The sequence below is a fragment of the Lentzea sp. NPDC004782 genome (assembly GCF_040609115.1).
In the GTDB taxonomy this organism is placed as follows: Bacteria; Actinomycetota; Actinomycetes; order Mycobacteriales; family Pseudonocardiaceae; genus Lentzea.
Genome location: NZ_JBEXJN010000045.1, coordinates 23,219 through 45,259, shown reverse-complemented (window position 1 = coordinate 45,259; position 22,041 = coordinate 23,219). Strand labels below are relative to the sequence as shown.

Here is a 22,041-nt window from a genome sequence, read left to right as displayed (position 1 = left end):
GCTCTGGTCTGGCATCGATCACGGCGTTATCGTGCGCGGCATGCCCACAGCAGGCGGCCCGACAGTCAAACGGCTGTCCCAGCCGGACGCCGACATCAAACCCAAGGCCCTCGGTTTGCCCCGGGGGCGCACGGTCATCTCGGTCTTCGGCTCCACTCAAGACATCGAGACGGATCTCGCCGCGAAGTTGTTGCCGGTGCTCAGATCCGTCGTGGTGACCGCGGCGCGCAACGGCGCGGTGTTCGTCACGGAAGGCACCGACAGAGGCGTGGTCCACTTGCTGGGCATGGCTTTGCAGGCCTGTGAGCAGCGCTGGCCCGTCGTGGTCGGGGTCGCGCCCAGCAGCAAGGTGCACGACCTCACCGAGACCTCCACCAACGGTCAGGTCGCGCTGGAACCCAACCACAGCGTCGCCGTCATCGTGCCCGGTTCGGAGTGGACGGACGCGACACCGGTGCTGTTCCGGACGATCGACGCCGTGCGGCACAAGAAACCCGTCATCGCTCTCGTCGTCGGAGGCGAGAACGAGAAGGAGGTCATCGACCACCTCAGCGGCGACAACCCGCTGCTGGTGCTCGCCGGCACGGGTGGCCTCGCGGACCGCATCGCGACCGGCGACCTCACCGGGGACCTCGCGGTGCTGGTGCGCAGCGGCAAGATCTTCATCGTCCACGTCGACGAGGGCGCCGGCAAGGTCGTCACCGCGCTGGAGCGGTTGCTGGGCAAGGAGAAGCCCGTCAAGCCGCCGAGGATCTGGCCCAAGGTCCGGTACCGGGCGCCGGAGCCGCGGCCGCTGATCGACCCCGGTTTCGTCGTCGCCTACCCGTTGCTCGCCGACGCGATCCACGACGCCAACGCGGTCGTCGCGCCGGCGTTCCACGAACTGGACGCGCAGGCCGACGTCGAGCAGAACCGCTACCGGCTGATGGCCGTGCTGGCGATCGCGGGCGGGCTCACCACGACGGTGTTCGGCGCGTTGCAGACGTGGCTGAAGGACACGCCGTGGCCGGGTGTCCTGGTGGTCGCGGGCGGTGCGTTCGCCGCCGCCATCACGATCGTGGCGCGCAAGCGGGAGTCGCTCGACAAGTACCTCGCCGCCCGCTACCGCGCGGAACGCCTGCGCGCCCTGTACTTCGCGCACCTGGCCGCCCCCGCGCCGGGCACGGAAGAAGAACGCCAGGACAAGGTGGCGGACCTGGAGGCCGCGGTCAGCGACCGCAAGCACGAGGTGGTCAGGACATGAGCGACAAGCAGCGGCAGGCCCAGTTCGTCGAGGCCTACTTGCGACACCGCTTCTCCGACCGGCTGGACCACTTCGAACGCGGACGCAAGCGGTACGCCGCCGCGCGGACGTGGACGGTTGCGGTCGCGGCGGCGCTCTTCATCGCCGCGGCCGCCGCGGCGGCCGTGGGCATGGCGGACGGACCGCGCCGGGCCCTGTGGGGTTTCGCCGCGACGACGCTGGCCGCCTTGGCCACCGCGGTGTCGTTGTACGAGGCCACGTTCGGATTCCGCCGCCTGGCGCGGGAGAACGCCACCACATCCGTTGCGCTGCAACGGCTCGCGGTGGACGGTCCCACACCGGACGACGTGGACGACGAAAGGCTCGTCGCATTTGTGACCGAAGTGGAGTCGGTGCTGCGGTACGGGCGGTGAAGCGAATTCCCGACGACAATCGATCAACATCGGTGTCCGGAAAACGCTTTCGCGATTGAACGCACCACCCCACGCTGTGTGGGTGGCCGATTACGCAAAGCACCAGATCTGGCGTTTCGGCCACCCCCCAGTCATGATGACCTCATCCCCCGATGCGGAAGCAGGCACGACATGACTTGGGCGCGTCCCGCGATCGCCGAGCCGGAAACCGGCACGTTCGCCGAGGCAAAGGCTCTGGAAAAGGAGCACAGCACGATTCAGAACAGCAAGGCGGCACGCACCGTGGCCTGTCACGCCACGGACGCGCTGGACTGCGCTGATCTGCTGGAGATGCTGGGCCTCAGCGCTGCGGAGGGCAAGGTCCGGGTGTAGCCCCGCGACCCGATCCACCACTCGGCCACCAGCAGGTTCACCACGAACGACAGCCAGTTCGCGGTGGCGAAGACGACCAGCCCGTTCCCCTCGGGCATCAGCGAGCCGAGCAGCAGGCCCCACAACCGGCCGGTCACGGCGGCGCCGGTCAACGCGAAACCGCGGATCATCCAGATGCGGTGTTCGCCGAACCGGCGCCGCCTGGCCGTCCGCAGGCCGTGCACCGCGCTCACGAACCACAGCACGGACAGCACCGTCAGCGGCGCCGATGCGGCCAGACCGTTCAGTGACAACTGAGCGCACACGACGCCGAGCACTGACGACGGCAGCACGCCGGCGAAGTAGACGCGTCCGAGCACCCGGTGCACCTGCGGGTGCCTGGCGCGCAGGCGCGGCCAGAACTGCGAGACACCCGCCAGGACCGCGACCGTTCCGGTGAAGATGTGCGCCACCAGAAGGCCGTAGTGCACCGGCCCGTGCAGATGCGGCCGGGCCTGGCTCATGTCCAGGGTCACGTACGCGCTCGCCGCGAAGATCGCTATCGCGACGCAGACCACTCCGGACACCGCCAACCAGGCTACGTACCCCCAAGAAGTTTTCATGCCCATAAGGCTGTCAACGACTTCACCCGAACGCTCTGGTGTGAGCCCCCGGGCAAGCGGTGGGGTGCGCCCTACTGGGATGATGTGGCTCATGCGGACGGTGGAGATCTCCGAAGAGCCGATCAGGCTAGGGCAGTTCCTCAAGCTGGCTCAGCTGGCGGAGGACGGCGGGCACGCCAAGGAGCTGATCGAGGACGGGGAAGTCCACGTCAACGGCGCTGTGGAGGTGCGGCGCGGTGCCCAGCTCCGAAACGGTGACATCGTGGTCGTCGAAGGCGATAAGGTCCGCGTTTCCGTTCGGCCGTAGGACATTACTCCGTTCAGCGGTAAGTACATGCACAAAGGCAGACGACAGGACTAGGGTCTGAAGACCTGATCTGAACGAATCGCCTGCGGTATACGTAACCACTATGTCCCTTGTGGACACGTGGAATCGTCTTGCGGGGCCGTGGTTTCCAGACGGTGAGACGTGGGTCACGTCCGGCATTCGGGCAACGGAAAAACTTTTTCCGGAGCCTGTAACGCGGATGCCGGACCGGGCGAATCACCGGTTGCGAGCTTCGGGTGTGGCGCCTGTGCAGGGCGTGACCGGAGGTCGAAGATTCAAAGGTCTTCGGGGTGACCTGCGTACGTGCATGTCCGGATTCGCCGCTGAGCCGGGGAGATCAGAAACGATGAGTGAGCAGGTCCGCGCTGCCCGTGACGTCGAAGGGCTGCGCTCCACGCTCAATCCGCTGCCCGAACACAGACAGACGCACCCACCTGTCGCCCGCTGGGAAAGCCGCTACCGCTACGCCGTGATCACCGCCGATGTGCTGACCGTTGCCCTGGTCGTCATCGGGGTCGGTGCCGTCATGAGCGTGCGCCACGCCGTCTTCGGCCCGCTTTCCCTTGCCCTGCTGGACACACTCACAGTAGTTGTCGTCGTCGGCTCGCTCGCGATCAACCGCGTGTGGACGCCGACCGTCCTCGGCCAGGGCGCCGAGGAGTTCCGAAGACTCGGCCGGGGTTTGTTCGGTGCCGTCGTGGCGCTCGGTCTCGGAGCGCTCGCCGTCGACATCCCCGGCGCCCGCCTGTGGGTCTTCGTCGTTGTCCCCGCGATCGCCCTGGTCGCCTTCCCCATGCGCTACCTGCTGCGCCGCCCGTTGCACCGCGGCCGCAAAGAGGGGCGCTACCTGCTCTCCGTCCTCGCCGCCGGCAACCTGGACACGGTCGAGGACCTCATCCACCGCACCAAGCGCGTCGCGCACCTGGGCTGGCGCGTGGACGCCATCTGCACCATCGACGGCCGCGGCCGCTCCGGCACCGAGGTCGACGGCGTGCCCGTCGTCGGCCAGCTGCGCGAGCTCGCCGATCACGTCCGCCGCGGTGGTTACCGCATCGTCGCCGTGACACCCGACGCGTACTGGACGCCCCGCCGGCTGCAGCAGCTCGCCTGGGCGCTCGAGGGTTCCGGCGCGGAGATGGTCGTCTCGCCCGGTTTGATGGAGGTCGCCGGCCCCCGCCTGCACATGAGCGCCGTGCTCGGCATGCCGCTGCTGCGGGTGAGTGAACCGGCACTGAGCGGATTCCGCCGTCTGGTCAAGGACGTCGTCGACCGCGTCGGCGCGTTCCTGCTGCTGATCCTGCTGGCACCGCTGATGTTCGCGGTCGCCGCCTTCGTGATGATCGACAGCCGCGGTCCCGTCTTCTACCGCCAGAAGCGGGTCGGCAAGGGCGGTCAGCCCTTCACGATCATCAAGTTCCGCACCATGGTCACGAACGCCGACGCGTTGCGCACCCGGCTGGCCGCCGCCAACGAGGGCCACGGCCTGCTGTTCAAGATGAAGAAGGACCCGCGCATCACCAAGGTCGGCTCCTTCCTGCGCCGGTACTCGATCGACGAGCTGCCGCAGCTGTTCAACGTCCTGACGGGCACCATGTCGCTGGTCGGCCCGCGCCCGCCGCTGCCGGAGGAGACCGCGAAGTACTCCTCGGACGTGCGGCGCCGCCTGCTCGTCAAGCCCGGTCTGACCGGGTTGTGGCAGGTGAGCGGACGCAGCGATCTCTCGTGGGAGGAGTCGGTGCGGCTCGACCTGCGCTACGTCGAGGACTGGTCGCTCGCCCTCGACGCCGTGATCCTGTGGAAGACCTTCCGCGCCGTCTTCGGCGGCCACGGGGCCTACTGATGAGGAATGAGAACTTGATCGGCATCGCCGTCATCGGCGCCGGGTACTGGGGACCGAACCTGGTCCGCAACGCCCAGGCCACCCCGCAGCTGAGACTCCGCCACCTCTGCGACCTCGACGTCGACAAGGCCAGGCGCGTGCTCGGCGAGTACTCGACCGTGCGCGCCACGGCGTCGCTGGACGAGGTGCTCGCCGACCCCGAGGTGCACGCCGTCGCGATCGCGACGCCCGCCGCCACCCACCTGCCCGTCGCACTGGCGGCGCTGGAGGCCGGCAAGCACGTCCTGGTGGAGAAGCCGCTCGCGGCGAACCTGGAGGACGGCCTCAAGCTCGTCGAGGCCGCGGAGTCCCGCGGTCTCACGCTGATGCTGGACCACACGTTCGCCTACACCCCGGCCGTGCAGCACCTGCGCCAGATCATCCGCGGTGGCGAGATCGGCGACATCCAGTACATCGACTCGGTGCGCATCAACCTCGGTCTGGTGCAGCCGGACGTGGACGTGCTGTGGGACCTCGCCCCGCACGACCTGTCGATCTTCGAGGCGATCCTGCCCGACGACGTGGTGCCGGTGGAGGTCGCCGCGCACGGCGCGGACCCGATCGGCGCGGGCGTCGCGTGCGTCGGCCACCTGACGGTCCGGCTGTCCAACGGGGCGATCACGCACGTGCACGTGAACTGGCTGTCGCCGACGAAGATCCGCACGATGGTCATCGGCGGTTCCCAGCGCACCGTCGTCTGGGACGACAACAACCCGGCGCAGCGACTGTCCATTTACGACCGCGGCGTCGACCGTTCCGAGGAGCAGCAGAAGATCTCCTACCGCACCGGCGACATGGTGGCGCCGGCGCTGGTGGAACGCGAGGCGCTGCGCACGATGATGGCCGAGTTCGCCGCGTCGATCATCGAGAAACGTCCACCGCTGACGGACGGCCGCGCGGGTCTGCGCGTGCTGGCCGTGCTGGAGGCGGCGTCGGAGTCGCTGCGCTCCGGCGGGGTTTTCGTTCCCGTTCACCAAGTCGAAGGCAGGGTTTCGTAAATGACGGCACAACCGATCAGCGGCCAGCGGGCGCTCGTCACGGGCGGCGCGGGCACAATCGGGTCGTCCGTGGTGGATCAGCTCGTCGAGGCCGGTGCCTCCGAGGTCGTCGTCCTCGACAACTTCGTGCGCGGCCGCCGGGAGAACCTGAAGGGCGCGCTGGAGTCCGGCGTCGTGAAGATCGTCGAAGGCGACATCAACGACAAGGCGCTCGTCCGCGAGCTCACCGAAGGCCAGGACCTCGTCTTCCACCTCGCCGCCATCCGCATCACCCAGTGCGCCGAGGAACCGCGGCTCGCGCTGGAATGCCTGGTCGACGGCACGTTCACGGTCATCGAGGCCGCCGCGGCCGCCGGCGTGAAGAAGGTCATCGCGTCGTCGTCCGCGTCGGTGTACGGGCTCGCGGAGTCGTTCCCGACCAACGAACGGCACCACCCGTACAACAACGACACCTTCTACGGCGCCGCGAAGGCGTTCAACGAGGGCATGCTGCGCAGCTTCAAGGCCATGTACGACCTCGACTACGTGGCGCTGCGCTACTTCAACGTGTACGGCCCGCGGATGGACGTCCACGGCCTGTACACGGAGGTGCTCATCCGCTGGATGGAACGCATCGCCGACGGCAAGTCGCCGCTGATCTTCGGTGACGGGGCGCAGACGATGGACTTCGTGCACGTGCACGACATCGCCCGCGCGAACGTCCTCGCCGCCAAGGCACCGGTGACGGACGCGGTGTACAACATCGCGTCCGCCAAGGAGACCTCGCTCAAGGACCTCGCCCTCGCGCTCCTCGCCGCCATGGACTCCGACCTGCCGCTGGAGCACGGCCCGGAGCGCAAGGTGAACGGCGTCACCCGCCGGCTCGCCGACATCAGCGCCGCGGCCACCGACCTCGGCTGGAAGCCCGAGATCGAGATGGACGGCGGCCTGCGCGACCTCGTCGCGTGGTGGCGTGCCGAGAAGACGAGCTGACGGTGAAGACGGCCTGACTGTGCGAAACCAGGCCGTTTCAGCTGGTCGCATCGATCTAACTCACAGTTACGAGACAACGGAAACCCTTGGGCCCGTTGAACTTTTGGCCTAATCGAGACCCCAAACCTGTAACGAGGTGTGGTCGCGCCTCGACGTCCCTTGTGGAATGTCGTCGGCGCGCCCCGCTTCAGGGGAGATGCAGCGCGCGTTGCTCGGACGACGACCACAAGCTGGGGTCGCAGGAGCGGCGCGAGAGGAAGAAGACGACACATGACCGCCCCAAGGGGTTCGAGAGCCAGATCCCACCCGTTTCTGGCGCGAGCGCTGGCGCTGATCGGATTGCTGGCCGGGACACTGGTCCCGGCCCTCGTGTTCGGGCCCGTCGCGGCAGCGGCCCCGTGTGACGCACCGGTGACGAACCCGGTGCTGTGCGAGAACTCCAAACCGGGTGACACCAACTGGGACGCGACCGGTGGTGGTGACCCGAGCATCGAGGGCTTCGCCACCCAGATGTCGGTGAACCTCGGGCAGACCATCAAGTTCAAGGTCAAGACCTCGGCCCCGTACCGGATCGACATCCTGCGCCTGGGCTACTACGGCGGCGCCGGCGCGCGCAAGGTCGACTCGATCACGCCCACGCCGCGCGTGCAGCCGAGCACCTGCAACAACGACCCCAACACCGGGTTGATCGACTGCGGCAACTGGCTGGAGTCCGCGTCCTGGACCGTGCCGACGAGCCTGGTCTCCGGCGTGTACATCGCGAACCTGCAGCGGCTCGACCAGGACGTCAACAACCACATCGTGTTCGTGGTGCGTGACGACTCCCGCAGCTCGAAGATGGTGTACCAGACGTCCGACACCACGTGGCAGGCCTACAACACGTGGGGCGGCAACAGCTTCTACGGCGGCCAGCCCGCGTCGCGCGCCTACAAGCTGAGCTACAACCGCCCGTTCTCGACCCGCACCGACGTGCCGGACGGCCGTGACTTCGTGTTCGGCTCCGAATACCCGATGATCCGGTTCCTGGAGCGCAACGGCTACGACGTCAGCTACATCTCCGGCATCGACTCCGACCGCTCGGGTTCCCTGCTGCTCAACCACAAGGTCTTCCTCTCGGTCGGGCACGACGAGTACTGGTCGTCGCAGCAGCGCGCGAACGTCGAAGCCGCCCGCGACGCCGGTGTGAACCTCGCGTTCTTCTCCGGCAACGAGGTCTTCTGGAAGACCCGCTGGGAGAACAGCATCGACGGCACCAACACCCCGTACCGGACGTTGGTGACGTACAAGGAAACCCACGCGAACGCCAAGATCGACCCGAACCCGGCCTGGACCGGCACGTGGCGCGACCCGCGCTTCAGCCCGCCCGCCGACGGCGGCCGGCCGGAGAACTCGCTGACCGGTCAGCTGTGGACGGTCAACTGCTGCAGCTACGCGATCCAGGTGCCCGCCGAGGACGGCAAGATGCGCTTCTGGCGCAACACGTCCGTGGCGAACCAGTCCGCCGGTCAGGTCGCGACGCTCGCTCCCAACAGCCTCGGCTACGAGTGGGACGAGGACGTCGACAACGGGTTCCGCCCGAACAACATGGTCAGGCTGTCCAACACCACCCAGACGGTCGCCGCCAAGATCCAGGACTACGGCACGACCGTCGCGTCGGGTGACGCCACGCACCGCATGACGCTGTACAAGGCGCCCAGCGGCGCGATCGTGTTCGGCGCCGGCACGGTGCAGTGGTCGTGGGGTCTCGACGACCAGCACGACGGTACGGCGGTCAGCACCGACGCCCGCATGCAGCAGGCGACCGTGAACCTGTTCGGGGACATGGGAGTCCAGCCGGGCAGCCTGATGGCCGGGCTCGTGGCCGCGGGCCTGTCGACCGACGGCACCGCGCCGAGCACCACGATCACCTCGCCCACCGCGGGCAGCACCGTCCACAGTGGAGACACGATCACCGTCACGGGTACGGCCACCGACGTCGGCGGCCGCGTCGGCGGCGTCGAGGTCTCGCTCGACGGCGGCACCACGTGGCACGTCGCGAACGGCAGGGAGAGCTGGACCTACACCGGTTCCGTCCCGCGCACCGGATCGCTGAACGTGCTGGCGCGGGCGACCGACGACAGCCTCAACACCGACACCACACCGGCGTCGGTGACGCTGAACAGCACCTGCCCGTGCACGATCTTCCCGGACCTGTCGACGCCGAAGACCGTCTCCAACAACGACGCCAACGCGATCAACGTCGGCACCCGCTTCACCACCGACGCGCACGGCTGGATCACCGCCGTCCGCTTCTACAAGGGCACGGGCAACACCGGCACGCACACCGGTGGCCTGTGGTCGTCGAGCGGTCAGCTGCTGGCGCAGGCCACGTTCCTCAACGAGACCGCGAGCGGCTGGCAGATGGCCACGCTCAACCCCGCGGTCGAGGTGCAGGCCAACACCCAGTACGTGGTGTCGTACAACGCGCCGAGCGGGCACTACTCGTCCGATTCGGACTTCTTCCGCAACAAGTCGTTCGACGCCGCGCCGCTGCACGCGCCCGCGACGACGGAGAGCGCCCCGAACGGCATGTTCGGCTACGGGTCGTTCGCGTTCCCGACGAACACCTACCAGGGCGGCAACTACTGGGTCGACGCCGTCTTCGACACGGTCGCGCCGCCGGACACCGTGCCGCCCACCGCGACCCCGCAGTCGCCGCTGAACGGCAGCTCCAGCGTCTCCCCGCAGGCGACGCCGAGCGTGCAGTTCAACGAGGCCGTGCAGGCCGCGACGATCAACTTCACCCTGAAGAACGCCGCGAGCCAGGCGGTGAGCGGCAGCGTGGCCTACGACGCCGCCAACAAGATCGCGACGTTCACGCCGACCACCGCGCTGGCCGGCAACACCACCTACACCGCCTCGGTGACGGGCGCCAAGGACACCGCCGGCAACACCATGTCCGGCACCACGTCCTGGAGCTTCACCACGCAGAAGCCGGCCACCCCCGGTGTCTGCCCGTGCAGCGTGTGGGACGACAGCGCGGCGCCGCAGACCGTCACGGTCAACGACGCGACCGCGGTCGAGCTCGGCATGCGGTTCCGCTCCGACGTGAGCGGCAACGTGACCGGCGTCCGGTTCTACAAGGGACCGCAGAACGTCGGCGCGCACACCGGTCGCCTGTGGTCGAACACCGGTACGCTGCTCGCGACCGTCACGTTCGGCACCGAGTCCACCGCGGGCTGGCAGCAGGCGCTGTTCAGCACCCCGGTGCACATCAACGCCAACACGACGTACGTGGTCTCGTACCAGACCTCGGGCTTCTACTCGGCCACGAACGGCGGCCTGAACGCCCAGGTCGCGAACGCACCGCTGCGTGCGCTCGCCAACGGCACGGACGGCGCGTCCGGCGTCTACCGCTACGGCACGGGCGGCGTGTTCCCGACCAACGGCGGTGGCAACAACTACTGGGTCGACGCGGTGTTCCAGCCGGATCCCGACCTGACCCCGCCGACGGTCACGTCCACGTACCCCGGCTACGACTCGCGCAGCGTCCCGACGACCACGTCGGTGTCGGCGACGTTCAGCGAGGCGATCAACCCGGCCACCGTGCAGTGGACGTTCTCCGGCGGCCCGGCCGTCACGGGAACGGCGTCCTACGACTCGACGACCCGCACGGCGAAGTTCCAGCCGTCGAGCCCGTTGAACGCGGCGACCACCTACACGGTCACCGTCAAGGCGTCGGACACCGCGGGCAACGCGATGCCGCAGGCGACCAGCTGGTTCTTCACCACGTCCGGCATCGGCGCCTGCCCGTGCACGCTGTTCAACGACAGCGTGGTTCCCGCGAACCCGGTGGTGAACGACACCAACCCGGTCGAGCTGGGCATGCGGATCACGCCGGACACCAACGGCTGGATCACCGGTGTCCGCTTCTACAAGGGCACGGGCAACACCGGCACGCACACCGGCAGCCTGTGGTCGACCACCGGCACGCGCCTCGCCACCGGCACGTTCACGAACGAGACGGCGACCGGCTGGCAGAAGCTGACCTTCGCCAACCCGGTGCAGGTCACGGCGAACACGACCTACATCGTGTCGTACTACGCGCCGAACGGGCGGTACGCGGGTGACGTCAACTACTTCACGGCCGACGTCGACAACGCGCCGCTGCACTCGCCGGCGAACGGGTCGTTGAAGAACGGTCTCTTCAAGTACGCCACCGGTGGCGGGTTCCCGGTCGACTCGTACCAGGCGGGCAACTACTACGTGGACGCGGTCTTCACCAACACCGCGCCGCCGGACGTCACCGCGCCGACCGTCGTCTCGACGGTCCCCGCCAACGGCGTCACGAGCGTTCCGACCACCACCTCGGTGTCGGTGACGTTCGACGAGGCGATCGACCCGGCGACGCCGTCGGTGAGCCTGGTGCCGGTCGGCGGCGCCGGTGCCTCGGTCGCGGGCAGCCCCGCCTACGACCCGGCCACCAGGACGTGGACGTACACGCCGGCTTCGCCGCTGGCCCCGGCCACGAAGTACCAGGCGACCGTGTCCGGTGCGAAGGATCTCGCGGGCAACCAGATGTCCGCTCCGGTCAGCTGGACGTTCACCACGGCACTGCCCGACTCGAGCGGTTGCCCGTGCACGTTGTTCGCCGACTCGGCGACGCCGGCGGTGAACAACGCCGACGACAACGGCCAGGTCGAGCTCGGCGTCCGCTTCACGGTGGACCAGCCGGGTGTGGTCACGGGTGTCCGGTTCTACAAGGGCACCGGCAACACCGGTACGCACGTCGGTCACCTGTGGACCTCGACCGGCACGCTGCTCGGCACGGTGACGTTCTCCAGCGAGAGCGCCGGCGGCTGGCAGCAGGCGAACTTCGCCACGCCGATCACGGTCGCCGCGAACACGCAGTACGTCGTCTCGTACTACGCGCCGAACGGGCACTACTCCGTGACGCGCGGCCAGTTCGAGTTCAACGGCGTGGACCGCGGTCCGATGCACGCGCCCAAGACGCAGGCGGGTGCCCCCAACGGAACGTACGTGTACGGCTCCGGCGGTGGCTTCCCGACCAGCGGCAACGACGCGAACTACTGGGTCGACGCGGTGTACTCGCCGTCCAGCGGCACGCCGTCGGCGGCCTCGGTGCGGCCGGTGCCGTTCGGCAGGACCGCCACGCCGGTGGCTCGGGCAGCGGGCGGCCGGATGCTCGCCGTCCGGTAAGCGGAACGGAGGATGAGGTAGGTCGTGACTCCTTTGCTGGTCATGATGTCGGGCAAGCCGTGGGACGGAGTCCGTGGCGCTGACCGGCAGCAGGCGGAACAACTGACCAGGTACGCCGATGTGCTGTGGGTGGATCCGCCGATCTCGCCGGTGACACCCGCCCAGTACCGGCCAGGTGTCGGCAGAGGAGTCCGGCCTCGCCTCGGGGGCACCCCCGAGGGCATCACCCGCCTCACCCCCGTGGCGTTGCCGGGGCTGTCCCGCCCCGGCATCCGCGCCACGACGTGGCCGTTGGTGCGCGCCCAGATCCGCTGGGCGTTGCGCCGGTTGAAGCGCTCACCGCACGCCGTCGTGTCGTTCTCGTTCGACGACGTGCTGGGCATGTGGGACCCGTCGGTCCGCACCGTGCTCTACGGCACGGACGACTGGGTCGCGGGCGGTGAGCTGATGGGACTGGACCCGAGCTGGCTGCTGGGGCAGGAGAGCAGGGCTCTTCGCCAGGCGCGGCACGTGTTCGCGGTGACGCCGGAGCTGGTCCGCAGGTGGACCGGCCTCGGCGCCCCCGCCCAGTTCCTGCCCAACGGGGTGCACGTGGACGCCTATTCCACTGTGGACTCCGCGGAGATCCCGCCTGCGGTGTCCGGATTGGACGGTCCGGTCGCCGGGCTCGTCGGCCGGATCACCGCGCGCATCGACATCTCGTTGCTGGAAGCCGTCTCGGACACCGGGATGTCGTTGCTGATGGTCGGGCCGCGTGATCCGGCGTGGGAGCCGGAACGCTGGTCCGCCCTCGTCGCCCGGCCACGTGTCGTGCACGTGGACGAGGTGCCGTTCACCGAACTTCCCGGTTACTACCGGAAGATCGACGTCGGGCTGACGCCGTACCTGGACTCCTCCTTCAACCGGGCCTCGTTCCCGTTGAAGACGCTGGAGTACCTCGCGGCCGGTCGGCCCGTCGTCTCCACCGACCTGCCGGCCTCCCGCTGGCTCGCCTCACAAGCCGCCGGTGTGGTCACCATCGCGGCGCCGGGGGAGTTCGCCGCGGCCGTGGCCCAGGCGGCAAGCGTGGAACGCACTGCTGCGGCTGTTGCGTCCCGGCAGGAGTTCGCTGCCGAACACTCGTGGCGTCGCCGCAGCGACGCGTTCGCGGAGGCCATCGGCCTCTCGGAGAGGGGAGCTTCCGTGTCCGGTCCGGCTGCTGGTGGGGGAGATCGATGATCCCGGTGATGCGACCGCTCATGGGCGAGGAGGAAGCCCAGGCGGCGGCCGAGGCGGTACGTTCCGGCTGGGTCGCGCAGGGGCCTCGGGTGCGGGCGTTCGAGGAGGCCTTCGCCGCACGGGTCGGTGCCGGGCACGGTGTCGCGGTGTCGTCCTGCACGACGGCGCTGCACCTCGCGCTGCACCTGCTGGACGTCGGTCCGGGCGACGAGGTCGTCGTGCCGTCGTTGTCGTTCATCGCCACCGCCAACGCCGTGCGGTACTGCGGGGCGACGCCGGTGTTCGCCGACGTCTCGGCGGAGACCGGGAACCTGACGGCCGAGACGGTGTCCACCGTGGTCACTGCGCGGACGCGGGCCGTGGTGCTGGTGCACCAGGGCGGTGTGCCCGCCGACGTGAAGTCCTTCGAGGCCCTGGGGTTGCCGATCGTCGAGGACGCCGCCTGCGCGGCCGGGTCGACGTACCACGGCGGCCCGGTGGGCGCCGGCGCGACGCTGGCCGCGTGGTCGTTCCACCCGCGCAAGCTGCTCACCACGGGCGAGGGCGGCATGCTGACGCTGGACGACGAGGCAGTGGCTGTGCGCGCGCGTCGGTTGCGCGAGCACGGGATGAGCGTGAGCGCGGCCGACCGGCACGCCGGTGGTGGCGTGGTGCTGGAGGAGTACCTCGAAACGGCGTTCAACTACCGCATGACCGACATCCAGGCCGCCGTCGGCCTGGTGCAGCTGGGCCGGTTGGACGCGATCATCGCGCGCCGCCGTGAGCTGGCCGCGCGGTACCACTGCCTGCTCGCCCGGATCCCGGGCCTGCGCGCGGTGTCCGATCCGTCCTACGGCACCACGAACTACCAGTCGTTCTGGGTGGAGCTGCCGCCCGACTGCCCGGTGGACCGCAACGAGGTGCTGAACCGGTTGGCGGCCAAGGGGATCTCGGCGCGGCGCGGGATCATGGCCTCGCACCTGGAACCCGCGTACGCCGGTCACCCGCACGTGCCGCTGCCGGTGACCGAACGGCTGACCTCGCGGACGCTGATCCTGCCGTTGTTCCACGAGCTGACCGGGTCCGAACAGGACCAGGTGGCCGACGCGCTGGAGCTCGCGTGTGATGCGCGATGACGCCGTTGCTGCTGATCGGTGCGGGCGGCCTCGCGCGGGAGGCGCTCGCCGCCGTCGCGGCGGTGAACTCGGTGCGGCCGGCCTTCGAGGTGCTGGGGCTGCTCGACGACGATCCCGGCAAGCACGGCAGCGTCGTGGACGGGGTGGAGGTGCTCGGGCCCGCCGACCTCGCCCGTGAGCACTCCGACGCGCAGGTGCTGATCTGCACGGCGAGTCCTGCCGGGCGGGACAGCAGGATGCGGATCTCGCGGCGGCTCGGGTTCGACGACTCGCGCTATGCGACTCTGGTGCACCCGCGGGCTTCGGTCGCGGCCGGGGTCGAGCTGGGTGCGGGCACGATCCTGCTGGCCTGCGCCGTGATCACCGCGCCGCAGCGGGTCGGGCGGTTCGTGGTCGCCATGCCGCACGTGTTGCTCACGCACGACGACGCCGTCGCCGACGGGGTGACGCTGGCCGGTCACGCCGCGCTCGCGGGCAACGTGCGCGTGGGGGAGAGCGCCTACATCGGCTCCGGTGCGCTGGTGCGGCAGGACCTGACCATCGGCGCGGGAGCGTTGGTGGGCATGGGATCCGTGGTGCTCAAGGACGTGCCGGCCGGGGAGACCTGGGCCGGTTCGCCCGCGCGGCCGCTGGAGGTGGGGGTGTGAAGGTCCTGGTCTTCGCGCACCGCCTGGAACTGGGCGGTACCCAGACCAACGCCATCGAGCTGGCCGCCCGCATCCGCGACACCTACCACCACGACGTCGTCCTGTTCGCCGCTCCCGGCCCGGCGGTGGCCCTGGCGGAACAACGCGGCCTGCGCCTGATCGAGGCTCCCGACGCCACCCGGCATCCGTCATTGAAGGTGGCGCGGGCGTTGCGCGCGGCGGTGAAGGCGGAGAAGCCCGACCTGATCCACGTGTGGGACTGGCCGCAGTGCTTCGACGCCTACTACGGCGAGCACCTGGTCCACGGGATCCCGTTGTTCACCACGATGATGGGCATGGTCGTGCCGGGGTTCCTGCCGCGGCACCTGCCCACCACGTTCGGCACCAAGCAGCTGGCCGAGGACGCCGCGCGGATCCGGTCCGGCGCGGTGGACCTGCTGGAACCGCCGGTGGACGTGGACTTCAACGCGCCCGGTGTGGTGGATCCTCTGCCGTTCAAGGAGAAGTACGGCCTGCTCGACGGCCGGACGAACCTGGTCACGGTGTCGCGGCTGACCGAGTGGCTCAAGCTGGAGAGCCTGCTGCGCAGCATCGAGGCCGTCGACCTGCTCGCCGGGGAACGTCCGGTGCGGCTGGTCATCGTCGGTGAGGGCACCGCCGCGGCGAAGGTCGCCGAACGGGCTCGCGAGGTGAACGACCGGCACGGCGCCGACGTGATCGTGCTCACCGGTGGCCTGGTGGACCCGCGGCCCGCGTACGAGGCGGCGGACGTGATGCTCGGCATGGGCGGGTCGGCGTTGCGCACGCTGGCGTTCGCCAAGCCGATCGTCGTGCTGGGGGAGAAGGGCTTCTCGCTGCCGTTCACCCCCGGGACCGTCGGGTACTTCCGGCAGCACGGCTACTACGGCCTCGGTGAGGGCACCGAACCGGTGACGCTGCTGGCCGACCAGATCCGCCCGTTGCTCGACGACGCCTCGGTGCGCGCGGAGCTGGGCGCGTTCGGCCGTTCGGTGGTGGTCGAGCACTACGGGCTCGATCCGGCCGCGCGGGGTCTCGAACGCCTCTACCAGCGGACCGTAGCGGAATCGGCGTCCAGAGCGACGTCCGTGAAGGAAGGCGCGCGGACGGCGGCGATGCTGGTCGCGCGCGGACTCCCGGAACCGGTGAAGAACGGCCTGCGCACCGTCAGGCGGAAGCTGTCGTGAACGAGAGGGCAATCCCTGTGAACATTCCGCTGGTCGATCTCGGCCTGCAGCGCGACCGGATCGCCGCCGAGGTCGAGGAGGGCTTCGCGAGGGTGCTCGCGAAGACCGCCTTCATCGGCGGCCCGGACGTCACGGCGTTCGAGGAGGAGTTCGCCGCGTTCACCGGCACCGCGCATTGCGTCGGCGTCGCGAACGGCACCGACGCGCTGGAGCTGGCCCTGCGCGCCGCGGGCGTTCGCGACGGAGACCAGGTGGTGTTGCCCGCCAACACGTTCGTGGCCACCGCCGAGGCCGCGGTCCGCGCGGGTGCCGTGCCGGTGCCGGTCGACGTCGACCCCGTGCACCTGCTGCTGGACCCGGCGGAGTTCGAGCGGGTCGCACCGCGCTGCCGGGCCGTCCTGCCCGTGCACCTGTTCGGTCAGCTCGCGCCGATGGCCGCCGTCCGCGAGATCGCCGCGCGGCACGACGTGCTGGTCGTCGAGGACGCCGCGCAGTGCCAGGGCGCCACCCAGCACGGCACCGGCATGGGTGGTTTCGGCGTCGCCGCCGCCACGAGCTTCTACCCCGGCAAGAACCTCGGCGCGTTCGGTGACGCGGGCGCCGTCGTCACGCAGGACGAGGAGATCGCGCGCAAGCTGCGGCTGCTCGCCAACCACGGCAGCGACCGGAAGTACTCGCACCCGGAGCTGGGTTTCAACTCGCGCCTCGACACGCTGCAGGCCGTGGTGCTGCGCGCCAAGCTCAAGCAGCTCGACGCCTGGAACAAGGAACGTGCCGTCGCCGCCGACATCTACGCCGAGCTGCTCGCGGACGTGTCCGAGGTGCGGCTGCCCGGTGTCGCCGAGGGCAACGAGCACGTGTGGCACCTGTACGTCGTGCGCGTGCGCAACCGCGACATGGTGTTGCAGCACCTCAACGACAACGGTGTGGGCGCGGGCATCCACTACCCGACGCCGGTGCACCGCACGGGCGCCTTCGCCAAGTACGGGCGGCCCGAGGGCTACCCGGTGGCCGAGCAGGCCGGCGAGGAGATCCTGTCGCTGCCGCTGTACCCCGGCATCACGCGCGAGCAGCAGGAGCGCGTCGCCGCCGTGCTCAAGGAAGCGGTGACCGCGCATGCCTAGCCCCGGATTTGGGATGAAGGGCTCCTTGCTCCACCTCAGGTCGATGAAGGAGCCCTTCATCGACCTCGCGGGTGCCGCGCGGAAGGCGGTGGGTGGTTGTGCCTAGCGTGCATCCGCTTGGGTTGAACGAGTCCGAGAACGTCGGTGAGGGCACCCGCGTCTGGGCCTGGGCGCATGTGCTGCCGGGTGCTGTCGTCGGCAGGGACTGCAACATCTGCGACCACGCGTTCGTCGAGGGCGGCGTGGTGCTCGGCGACCGCGTCACGGTCAAGAACGCCGTCCTGCTGTTCGACGGCGTGTCGGTCGGCGACGACGTGTTCCTCGGTCCCAACGTCGTCTTCACCAACGACCTGCGCCCCCGCGCCCACGTCAAGAAGGGCCCCGAGGCCCTCCTGCCCACGCGCGTGGAGAACGGCGTCACACTCGGCGCGGGCACCACGGTCGTGTGCGGCACCAAGATCGGCGCACACGCGTTCGCCGCCGCCGGTTCGGTGATCACGAAGGACGTCCCGGCGCACGCGTTCGTCGCGGGCAACCCGGCGAAGGTGCGCGGCTGGGTCTGCGAGTGCGGTGAACGGCTCGCCGACGACCTGACCTGCGCGTGCGGCAAGACCTACCGGAGAGCGGGCGACGGGCTGGTCGAACGGTGACCGCCACGGTCGGCGCGCCCGCACGCACCCGTCTGTCCTTCTTGGACGGTGTGCGCGCGCTGGCCGCGGTGTACGTGGTGCTGCACCACATCTGGTTCACGGTCTACCCGGCCTACCCCGTCAACACCGGGCCGCCCGTGCTCGGCTGGCTCGTCTACGGCCACCTCGCGGTCGCCGTCTTCATCGTGGTCAGCGGGTTCTCGCTCACGGTCGCCCCGGCGCGCCGCGAGTACGAACTGGGCGGTGTCCTGAGGTTCATCCGCAGAAGGGCCTGGCGCATCCTGCCCCCGTACTGGGCGGCGCTGGCGCTCAGCGTCGTCGTCTTCGGCCTGATCACGCCGGAGCTGACCGGGCGGGCGATCACGCTCAAGGGCGTCATCGCGCACTTCTTCCTGGTGCAGGACGTGGTCGACAGCCCGAAGCCCAACGGCGCGTTCTGGTCGATCGCCATCGAGTGGCAGATCTACTTCCTGTTCCCGCTGGTGCTGTGGTTCCGTCGCAAGCTCGGTCCGGTGTGGATGGTCGCCGTCTTCACCACCGGTGTCGTCGCGTCGCAGCTCGTCGCCGAGAACGTCCGCCCGCTGCACGGCCTGCTCAACTTCACGCCGCAGTTCCTGGCGCTGTTCGTGTTCGGTGTGGCGGCGGCGGACGTCGTCAGGTCCGGCGAGGTGCCGCGCTGGGCCGGCTGGGCCGGTGCCGGCTGCTACGGCGCGTTCGTCCTGATGGCGGTCACCATGGGCTCGGTGTGGGTCGACCACGCCTACTTCTGGATCGACCTGCTGATCGGCGCCGGCACGGCGGGCGTGCTCGCGGCGCTCACCGGCGGGCACTTCGAGCCGTTGAAAACGCTGCTGGCGCACCGGGTCTTCAGCGGTGTCGGCCTGTTCTCCTACAGCGTGTACCTGGTGCACCTGCCGTTGCTGTGGCTGACCGACCACTTCGTCGTGGCGCACCTCGTCAGCGACGTGTTCGCCCGGTTCTGCCTGCTGCTCGTGCTCGGTCTCGCGGTCGTGCTCGGCGGTTCGTACCTCTTCCACCGCGTGTTCGAACGGCCGTTCCTGGAGAACCGGTCGTGGGCGGCGCTCAAGACCTCGCTCTGGGGAAAGACGTGAGCTCTGAGGAGAACCTCGGCACCCTCGTGAGGAAGGGGGTGCGCTGGAGCTTCGCCAGCACGCTGCTCTCGCGCCTGGCGAACCTGGTGTCCGGCATCATCCTGGCGCGCGTGCTGACGCCGAACGACTACGGCCTGTTCGCCGTCGCCACGGTCGCGCTGGTGTTCCTCATCAACCTCAACGACCTCGGGCTCGAACAGGTCCTGGTCCGCTGGCCCGGTGACGTCTCCCGGATCGCGCCGACCGCGGTCACGGTCATCTTCGGGTCGAGCTGCGTGTTGTTCGGCGTCTTCTACGCGGGTGCCGGTGTGTTCAGCCGGTCACTGGGCGCACCCGGAGCCGCGGATCTGGTCAAGGTCCTGTCGTTCGCGATCCTGATCAACGGCGCGCTGGCGGTGCCGTCGGCGATGCTCACCCGCAGCTTCCGGCAGGACCTGCGCACCTACGCCGACCTGACCGGGTTCGTCGTCACCACCGGCCTCACCCTCGCGCTCGCGCTGACCGGGTTCGGCGTGTGGAGCCTGGTGTGGGGGCGGCTGGTGGGCAACCTGGTCAACGGCCTGCTGCACCTCGTGTTCACCCCGGTCCGCTACAAGCCGGCGTTCGACCCCGAGGTGGCCAAGGAACTCCTGAGGGACGGCCTGCCGCTGGCCGGGGCCACGATCCTCGCGGTCGCCATGGTCCAGGTCGACAACATCGTCGTCGGCCGGCTGCTCGGGCCGGAGACGCTCGGTCTGTACGTGCTGGCGTTCAACCTGTCGAGCTGGCCGGTCACGCTGCTGTCGATTCCGGTGGCGCGCGTGAGCGTCCCGGCGTTCGCCCGCCTGCAGCACGACCTGCCGTCGTTGCGGATCGCCTTCGCGCGGTCGATGGGGCTGCTGATGGCGGCGGCCGTGCCGATCTGCGGCCTGCTGGCGCTCATGGCCGGACCGGCGATCCGCGTGCTCTACGGCGACAAGTGGTCGGCGGCGTCCACCGCGTTGATGTTCCTCGCCGTCCTCGGCCTCGCGCGCGTAGCGCTGCAACTGTGTTTCGACGTCCTCATCGCCGTGGGCAACGCTAGGCAGACGCTCGCCCTGCAGGCGTTGTGGGTCGCGGTGCTCGTGCCCGCCCTGGCGCTGGGGGCGTACTCGGCGGGCGTCATGGGCGTCGGCATCGCGCACATGGTCGTCGCGGTCGGGGTGATGCTGCCCGCCTTCCTGTTCGCGCTGCGCGGCCTGGGAGTGCGGCCGGTCAGCCTCGCCCAGGCGGTCACGAGGCCCGCGCTCGGCGTTTTCGCGCTGTGTCCGGTGCCCCTGGTCGTGACGCGCGTGCTGCACCACGACCTCGCGATCCTGCTGGTCGGCGGCATCGGCGGCCTGCTGCTGTACCTGCCGGTGGTGGCGCCGGTGCGGCACTCGTTGCGGGACCTGAAGAACCTCGAACCCGCGAGCCCGGCACCCTCCTGATCCCGCCACGTGGCACGACTCACCCTGTGCGCGTGCAAATGTTTGTCCATGTACTACTCACAAGGAATTCAAGTCAAGAGCGTCGCGGCAAGGCCAGATCATTTTCAGTGCTGACCTGCGGTCATTCTGGAAATAGATCCACCTGATCAGGTGATGGCAATTTCGGAACGACAGCGGTGAAATGGCTGTACTCGGCCGAACGGCCTAATGCACGCCCTTCGGCGCTGGGTTACCGTCCCCCTGCCCAAAACGGTAACCGCCAGATAACGAGATCGTTTGAGGGATGTCCCGGCCGCGGGACGCCCCGCGATCGACGTAGGCGGCCCGAACTGAAAGGTGGCATCCCCCGTGCTTCACCGCACCGCCACGCCCAGTGGCAGCGCGAGACAGAACGAACGCCGTGCTCCCCTTCGGCAACGGTCCTCCCGCATCGCATCCTTCGCCGCACTCGCCGTCGCTCTCGTCGCCTGTTCCCCCGCGGGCGCGAAGTCGGGCGACGCCCAGCCGGTCGCCGCGACGACGTCCGCCACGTCGAGCAGCGCCGCGGAGTCGTCGAGCGCGGCACCCTCCTCGAGCTCGGTCGCGCCGGTTACGACCACCCCCAGGCCCGCGCCGCCCGGCACCCCGAAGCCGCCGGCGCAGCCGGGCGTGCAGGGGTGGCCGAACGCCGGCAACACCGGCGTCAAGAACGGCAACCTGCGTCCGCTCAGCGGCGACCAGCTGATCGACGTCCGGTGGCTCAAGGACCACGGCGCGCGCGGCTCCGGCAACGCGGGCGACCCGTTCGTCTTCGAGAACTACCAGGTCGACGGCCTGGTCCACATCAACGTGCCGGACAGCACTCAGGTGCTCGTGCAGCAGAGCAGGATCTTCGGCGGCTCGAACCACGCCATGTGGATCGAGAGCGGCACGGTGACCGTGCAGGACAGCACCATCGCGCCGCAGAGCGGTGGCCTGTCGGGCAACGGCATCTTCGCCTACAACCGCGGCACGTTCCTGCGCAACAACATCTGGGGCTTCAACATCCCCATCATCATCCAGGGGCAGGGCCCGTACCTGATCCAGGACAACTTCCTGCACGACATCTGGTTCAAGGCCGGCGACCACACCGACGTCGTCAACATCAACCCGAACGGCTCCAACGGTGTGATCAAGCACAACTACATCGACGGCATCCGCTCGGACGGCCAGTACACCCACAACGGCATCGGCATCTACAACGACGCCAACGGCGGTTCGGGCAACGCGGTCAGCAAGAACTGGACGATCGACGGCAACTACATCACCCGGTCGAACCACCTGATCTTCGCCGCCGCCTCGCCGCCGTTCGTGATCAAGAACAACGTGCTCACGACCGAATTCCAGTACGCGCCGTTCCACAACGCGCTGGGCGGTGCCACCGACGGTGGCGGGAACGTCGACCAGAACGGCAAGCCGGTCAAGATCGAGGGATGACCGAATTCCGACCACAAGAGCGAAAACAGCGAAAACACTGAGGGCTACCCCGGCGACACCT

At 69.2% G+C, this 22,041-nt stretch carries 18 protein-coding genes; 16 read left to right on the top strand and 2 right to left on the bottom strand.

Annotated elements, in window-relative coordinates; translation table 11 throughout:
• Positions 1-40: 40 nt before the first annotated feature.
• Together ABZV40_RS33405 and ABZV40_RS33400 are read left to right on the top strand one after the other, a co-directional pair.
• On the top strand, positions 41-1,243 hold the full coding sequence (locus ABZV40_RS33405) for a hypothetical protein (RefSeq protein ID WP_355450642.1): 1,203 nt from the start codon (positions 41-43) through the stop codon (positions 1,241-1,243).
• A complete protein-coding gene (locus ABZV40_RS33400; protein ID WP_355450639.1) occupies positions 1,240-1,656 on the top strand; it encodes an SLATT domain-containing protein in 417 nt (138 codons plus the stop codon). Before ABZV40_RS33405 ends, ABZV40_RS33400 begins: the two co-directional genes overlap by 4 nt.
• Positions 1,657-1,946: 290 nt before the next feature.
• Here the strand turns inward: ABZV40_RS33400 and ABZV40_RS33395 are convergent, their stop codons facing one another.
• Positions 1,947-2,594 carry a DUF2306 domain-containing protein gene (locus tag ABZV40_RS33395; protein ID WP_355450636.1) on the bottom strand — a complete coding sequence of 216 codons (648 nt, stop codon included), beginning with the start codon at positions 2,592-2,594 and terminating at the stop codon, positions 1,947-1,949.
• 118 nt (positions 2,595-2,712) lie between these two features.
• Between ABZV40_RS33395 and ABZV40_RS33390 the strand changes: the two genes are divergently transcribed.
• The 13 genes from ABZV40_RS33390 to ABZV40_RS33330 all read left to right on the top strand — a co-directional run bounded on the left by ABZV40_RS33390 (position 2,713) and on the right by ABZV40_RS33330 (position 20,525).
• Positions 2,713-2,937, top strand: a complete 225-nt coding sequence (locus ABZV40_RS33390) for an RNA-binding S4 domain-containing protein (protein WP_355450746.1) — start codon at positions 2,713-2,715, stop codon at positions 2,935-2,937.
• 367 nt (positions 2,938-3,304) lie between these two features.
• A complete protein-coding gene (locus ABZV40_RS33385) occupies positions 3,305-4,798 on the top strand; it encodes a sugar transferase (RefSeq protein ID WP_355450633.1) in 1,494 nt (497 codons plus the stop codon).
• Positions 4,798-5,835 carry a Gfo/Idh/MocA family oxidoreductase gene (locus ABZV40_RS33380; RefSeq protein WP_355450630.1) on the top strand — a complete coding sequence of 346 codons (1,038 nt, stop codon included), beginning with the start codon at positions 4,798-4,800 and terminating at the stop codon, positions 5,833-5,835. Before ABZV40_RS33385 ends, ABZV40_RS33380 begins: the two co-directional genes overlap by 1 nt.
• Positions 5,836-6,807 (top strand): NAD-dependent epimerase/dehydratase family protein, encoded by a 972-nt coding sequence (locus tag ABZV40_RS33375; RefSeq protein ID WP_355450627.1) that lies wholly within the window; start codon positions 5,836-5,838, stop codon positions 6,805-6,807. It abuts the gene before it with no gap.
• Between the two features lie 270 nt (positions 6,808-7,077).
• Positions 7,078-12,006, top strand: a complete 4,929-nt coding sequence (locus tag ABZV40_RS33370) for a DUF4082 domain-containing protein (RefSeq protein WP_355450624.1) — start codon at positions 7,078-7,080, stop codon at positions 12,004-12,006.
• Positions 12,007-12,030: 24 nt separating this feature from the next.
• Positions 12,031-13,224: a glycosyltransferase gene (locus ABZV40_RS33365; RefSeq protein ID WP_355450621.1), complete on the top strand. Its 1,194-nt coding sequence runs from the start codon at positions 12,031-12,033 to the stop codon at positions 13,222-13,224.
• A gap of 8 nt (positions 13,225-13,232) precedes the next feature.
• Positions 13,233-14,339, top strand: a complete 1,107-nt coding sequence (locus ABZV40_RS33360) for a DegT/DnrJ/EryC1/StrS family aminotransferase (protein WP_355450618.1) — start codon at positions 13,233-13,235, stop codon at positions 14,337-14,339.
• A complete protein-coding gene (locus ABZV40_RS33355; RefSeq protein WP_355450615.1) occupies positions 14,336-14,986 on the top strand; it encodes a NeuD/PglB/VioB family sugar acetyltransferase in 651 nt (216 codons plus the stop codon). The genes ABZV40_RS33360 and ABZV40_RS33355 overlap by 4 nt, the downstream gene beginning before the upstream one ends.
• Positions 14,983-16,191 carry a glycosyltransferase family 4 protein gene (locus ABZV40_RS33350; RefSeq protein ID WP_355450613.1) on the top strand — a complete coding sequence of 403 codons (1,209 nt, stop codon included), beginning with the start codon at positions 14,983-14,985 and terminating at the stop codon, positions 16,189-16,191. Before ABZV40_RS33355 ends, ABZV40_RS33350 begins: the two co-directional genes overlap by 4 nt.
• A gap of 17 nt (positions 16,192-16,208) precedes the next feature.
• Positions 16,209-17,315, top strand: coding sequence for a DegT/DnrJ/EryC1/StrS family aminotransferase (locus ABZV40_RS33345; protein ID WP_355450610.1), 1,107 nt, complete (start codon positions 16,209-16,211; stop codon positions 17,313-17,315).
• Positions 17,316-17,437: 122 nt separating this feature from the next.
• Positions 17,438-17,965, top strand: a complete 528-nt coding sequence (locus tag ABZV40_RS33340) for an acyltransferase (protein WP_355450607.1) — start codon at positions 17,438-17,440, stop codon at positions 17,963-17,965.
• Positions 17,962-19,077, top strand: coding sequence for an acyltransferase (locus tag ABZV40_RS33335; protein ID WP_355450604.1), 1,116 nt, complete (start codon positions 17,962-17,964; stop codon positions 19,075-19,077). The genes ABZV40_RS33340 and ABZV40_RS33335 overlap by 4 nt, the downstream gene beginning before the upstream one ends.
• Entirely contained in the window at positions 19,074-20,525 is a 1,452-nt protein-coding gene (locus tag ABZV40_RS33330) for a lipopolysaccharide biosynthesis protein (RefSeq protein WP_355450601.1), read from the top strand. Before ABZV40_RS33335 ends, ABZV40_RS33330 begins: the two co-directional genes overlap by 4 nt.
• A gap of 353 nt (positions 20,526-20,878) precedes the next feature.
• Here the strand turns inward: ABZV40_RS33330 and ABZV40_RS33325 are convergent, their stop codons facing one another.
• Entirely contained in the window at positions 20,879-21,211 is a 333-nt protein-coding gene (locus ABZV40_RS33325; RefSeq protein ID WP_355450598.1) for a hypothetical protein, read from the bottom strand.
• Here ABZV40_RS33325 and ABZV40_RS33320 point away from each other — a divergent pair.
• Positions 21,174-21,980: a hypothetical protein gene (locus ABZV40_RS33320; RefSeq protein ID WP_355450595.1), complete on the top strand. Its 807-nt coding sequence runs from the start codon at positions 21,174-21,176 to the stop codon at positions 21,978-21,980. The genes ABZV40_RS33325 and ABZV40_RS33320 overlap by 38 nt on opposite strands.
• Positions 21,981-22,041: the final 61 nt, after the last annotated feature.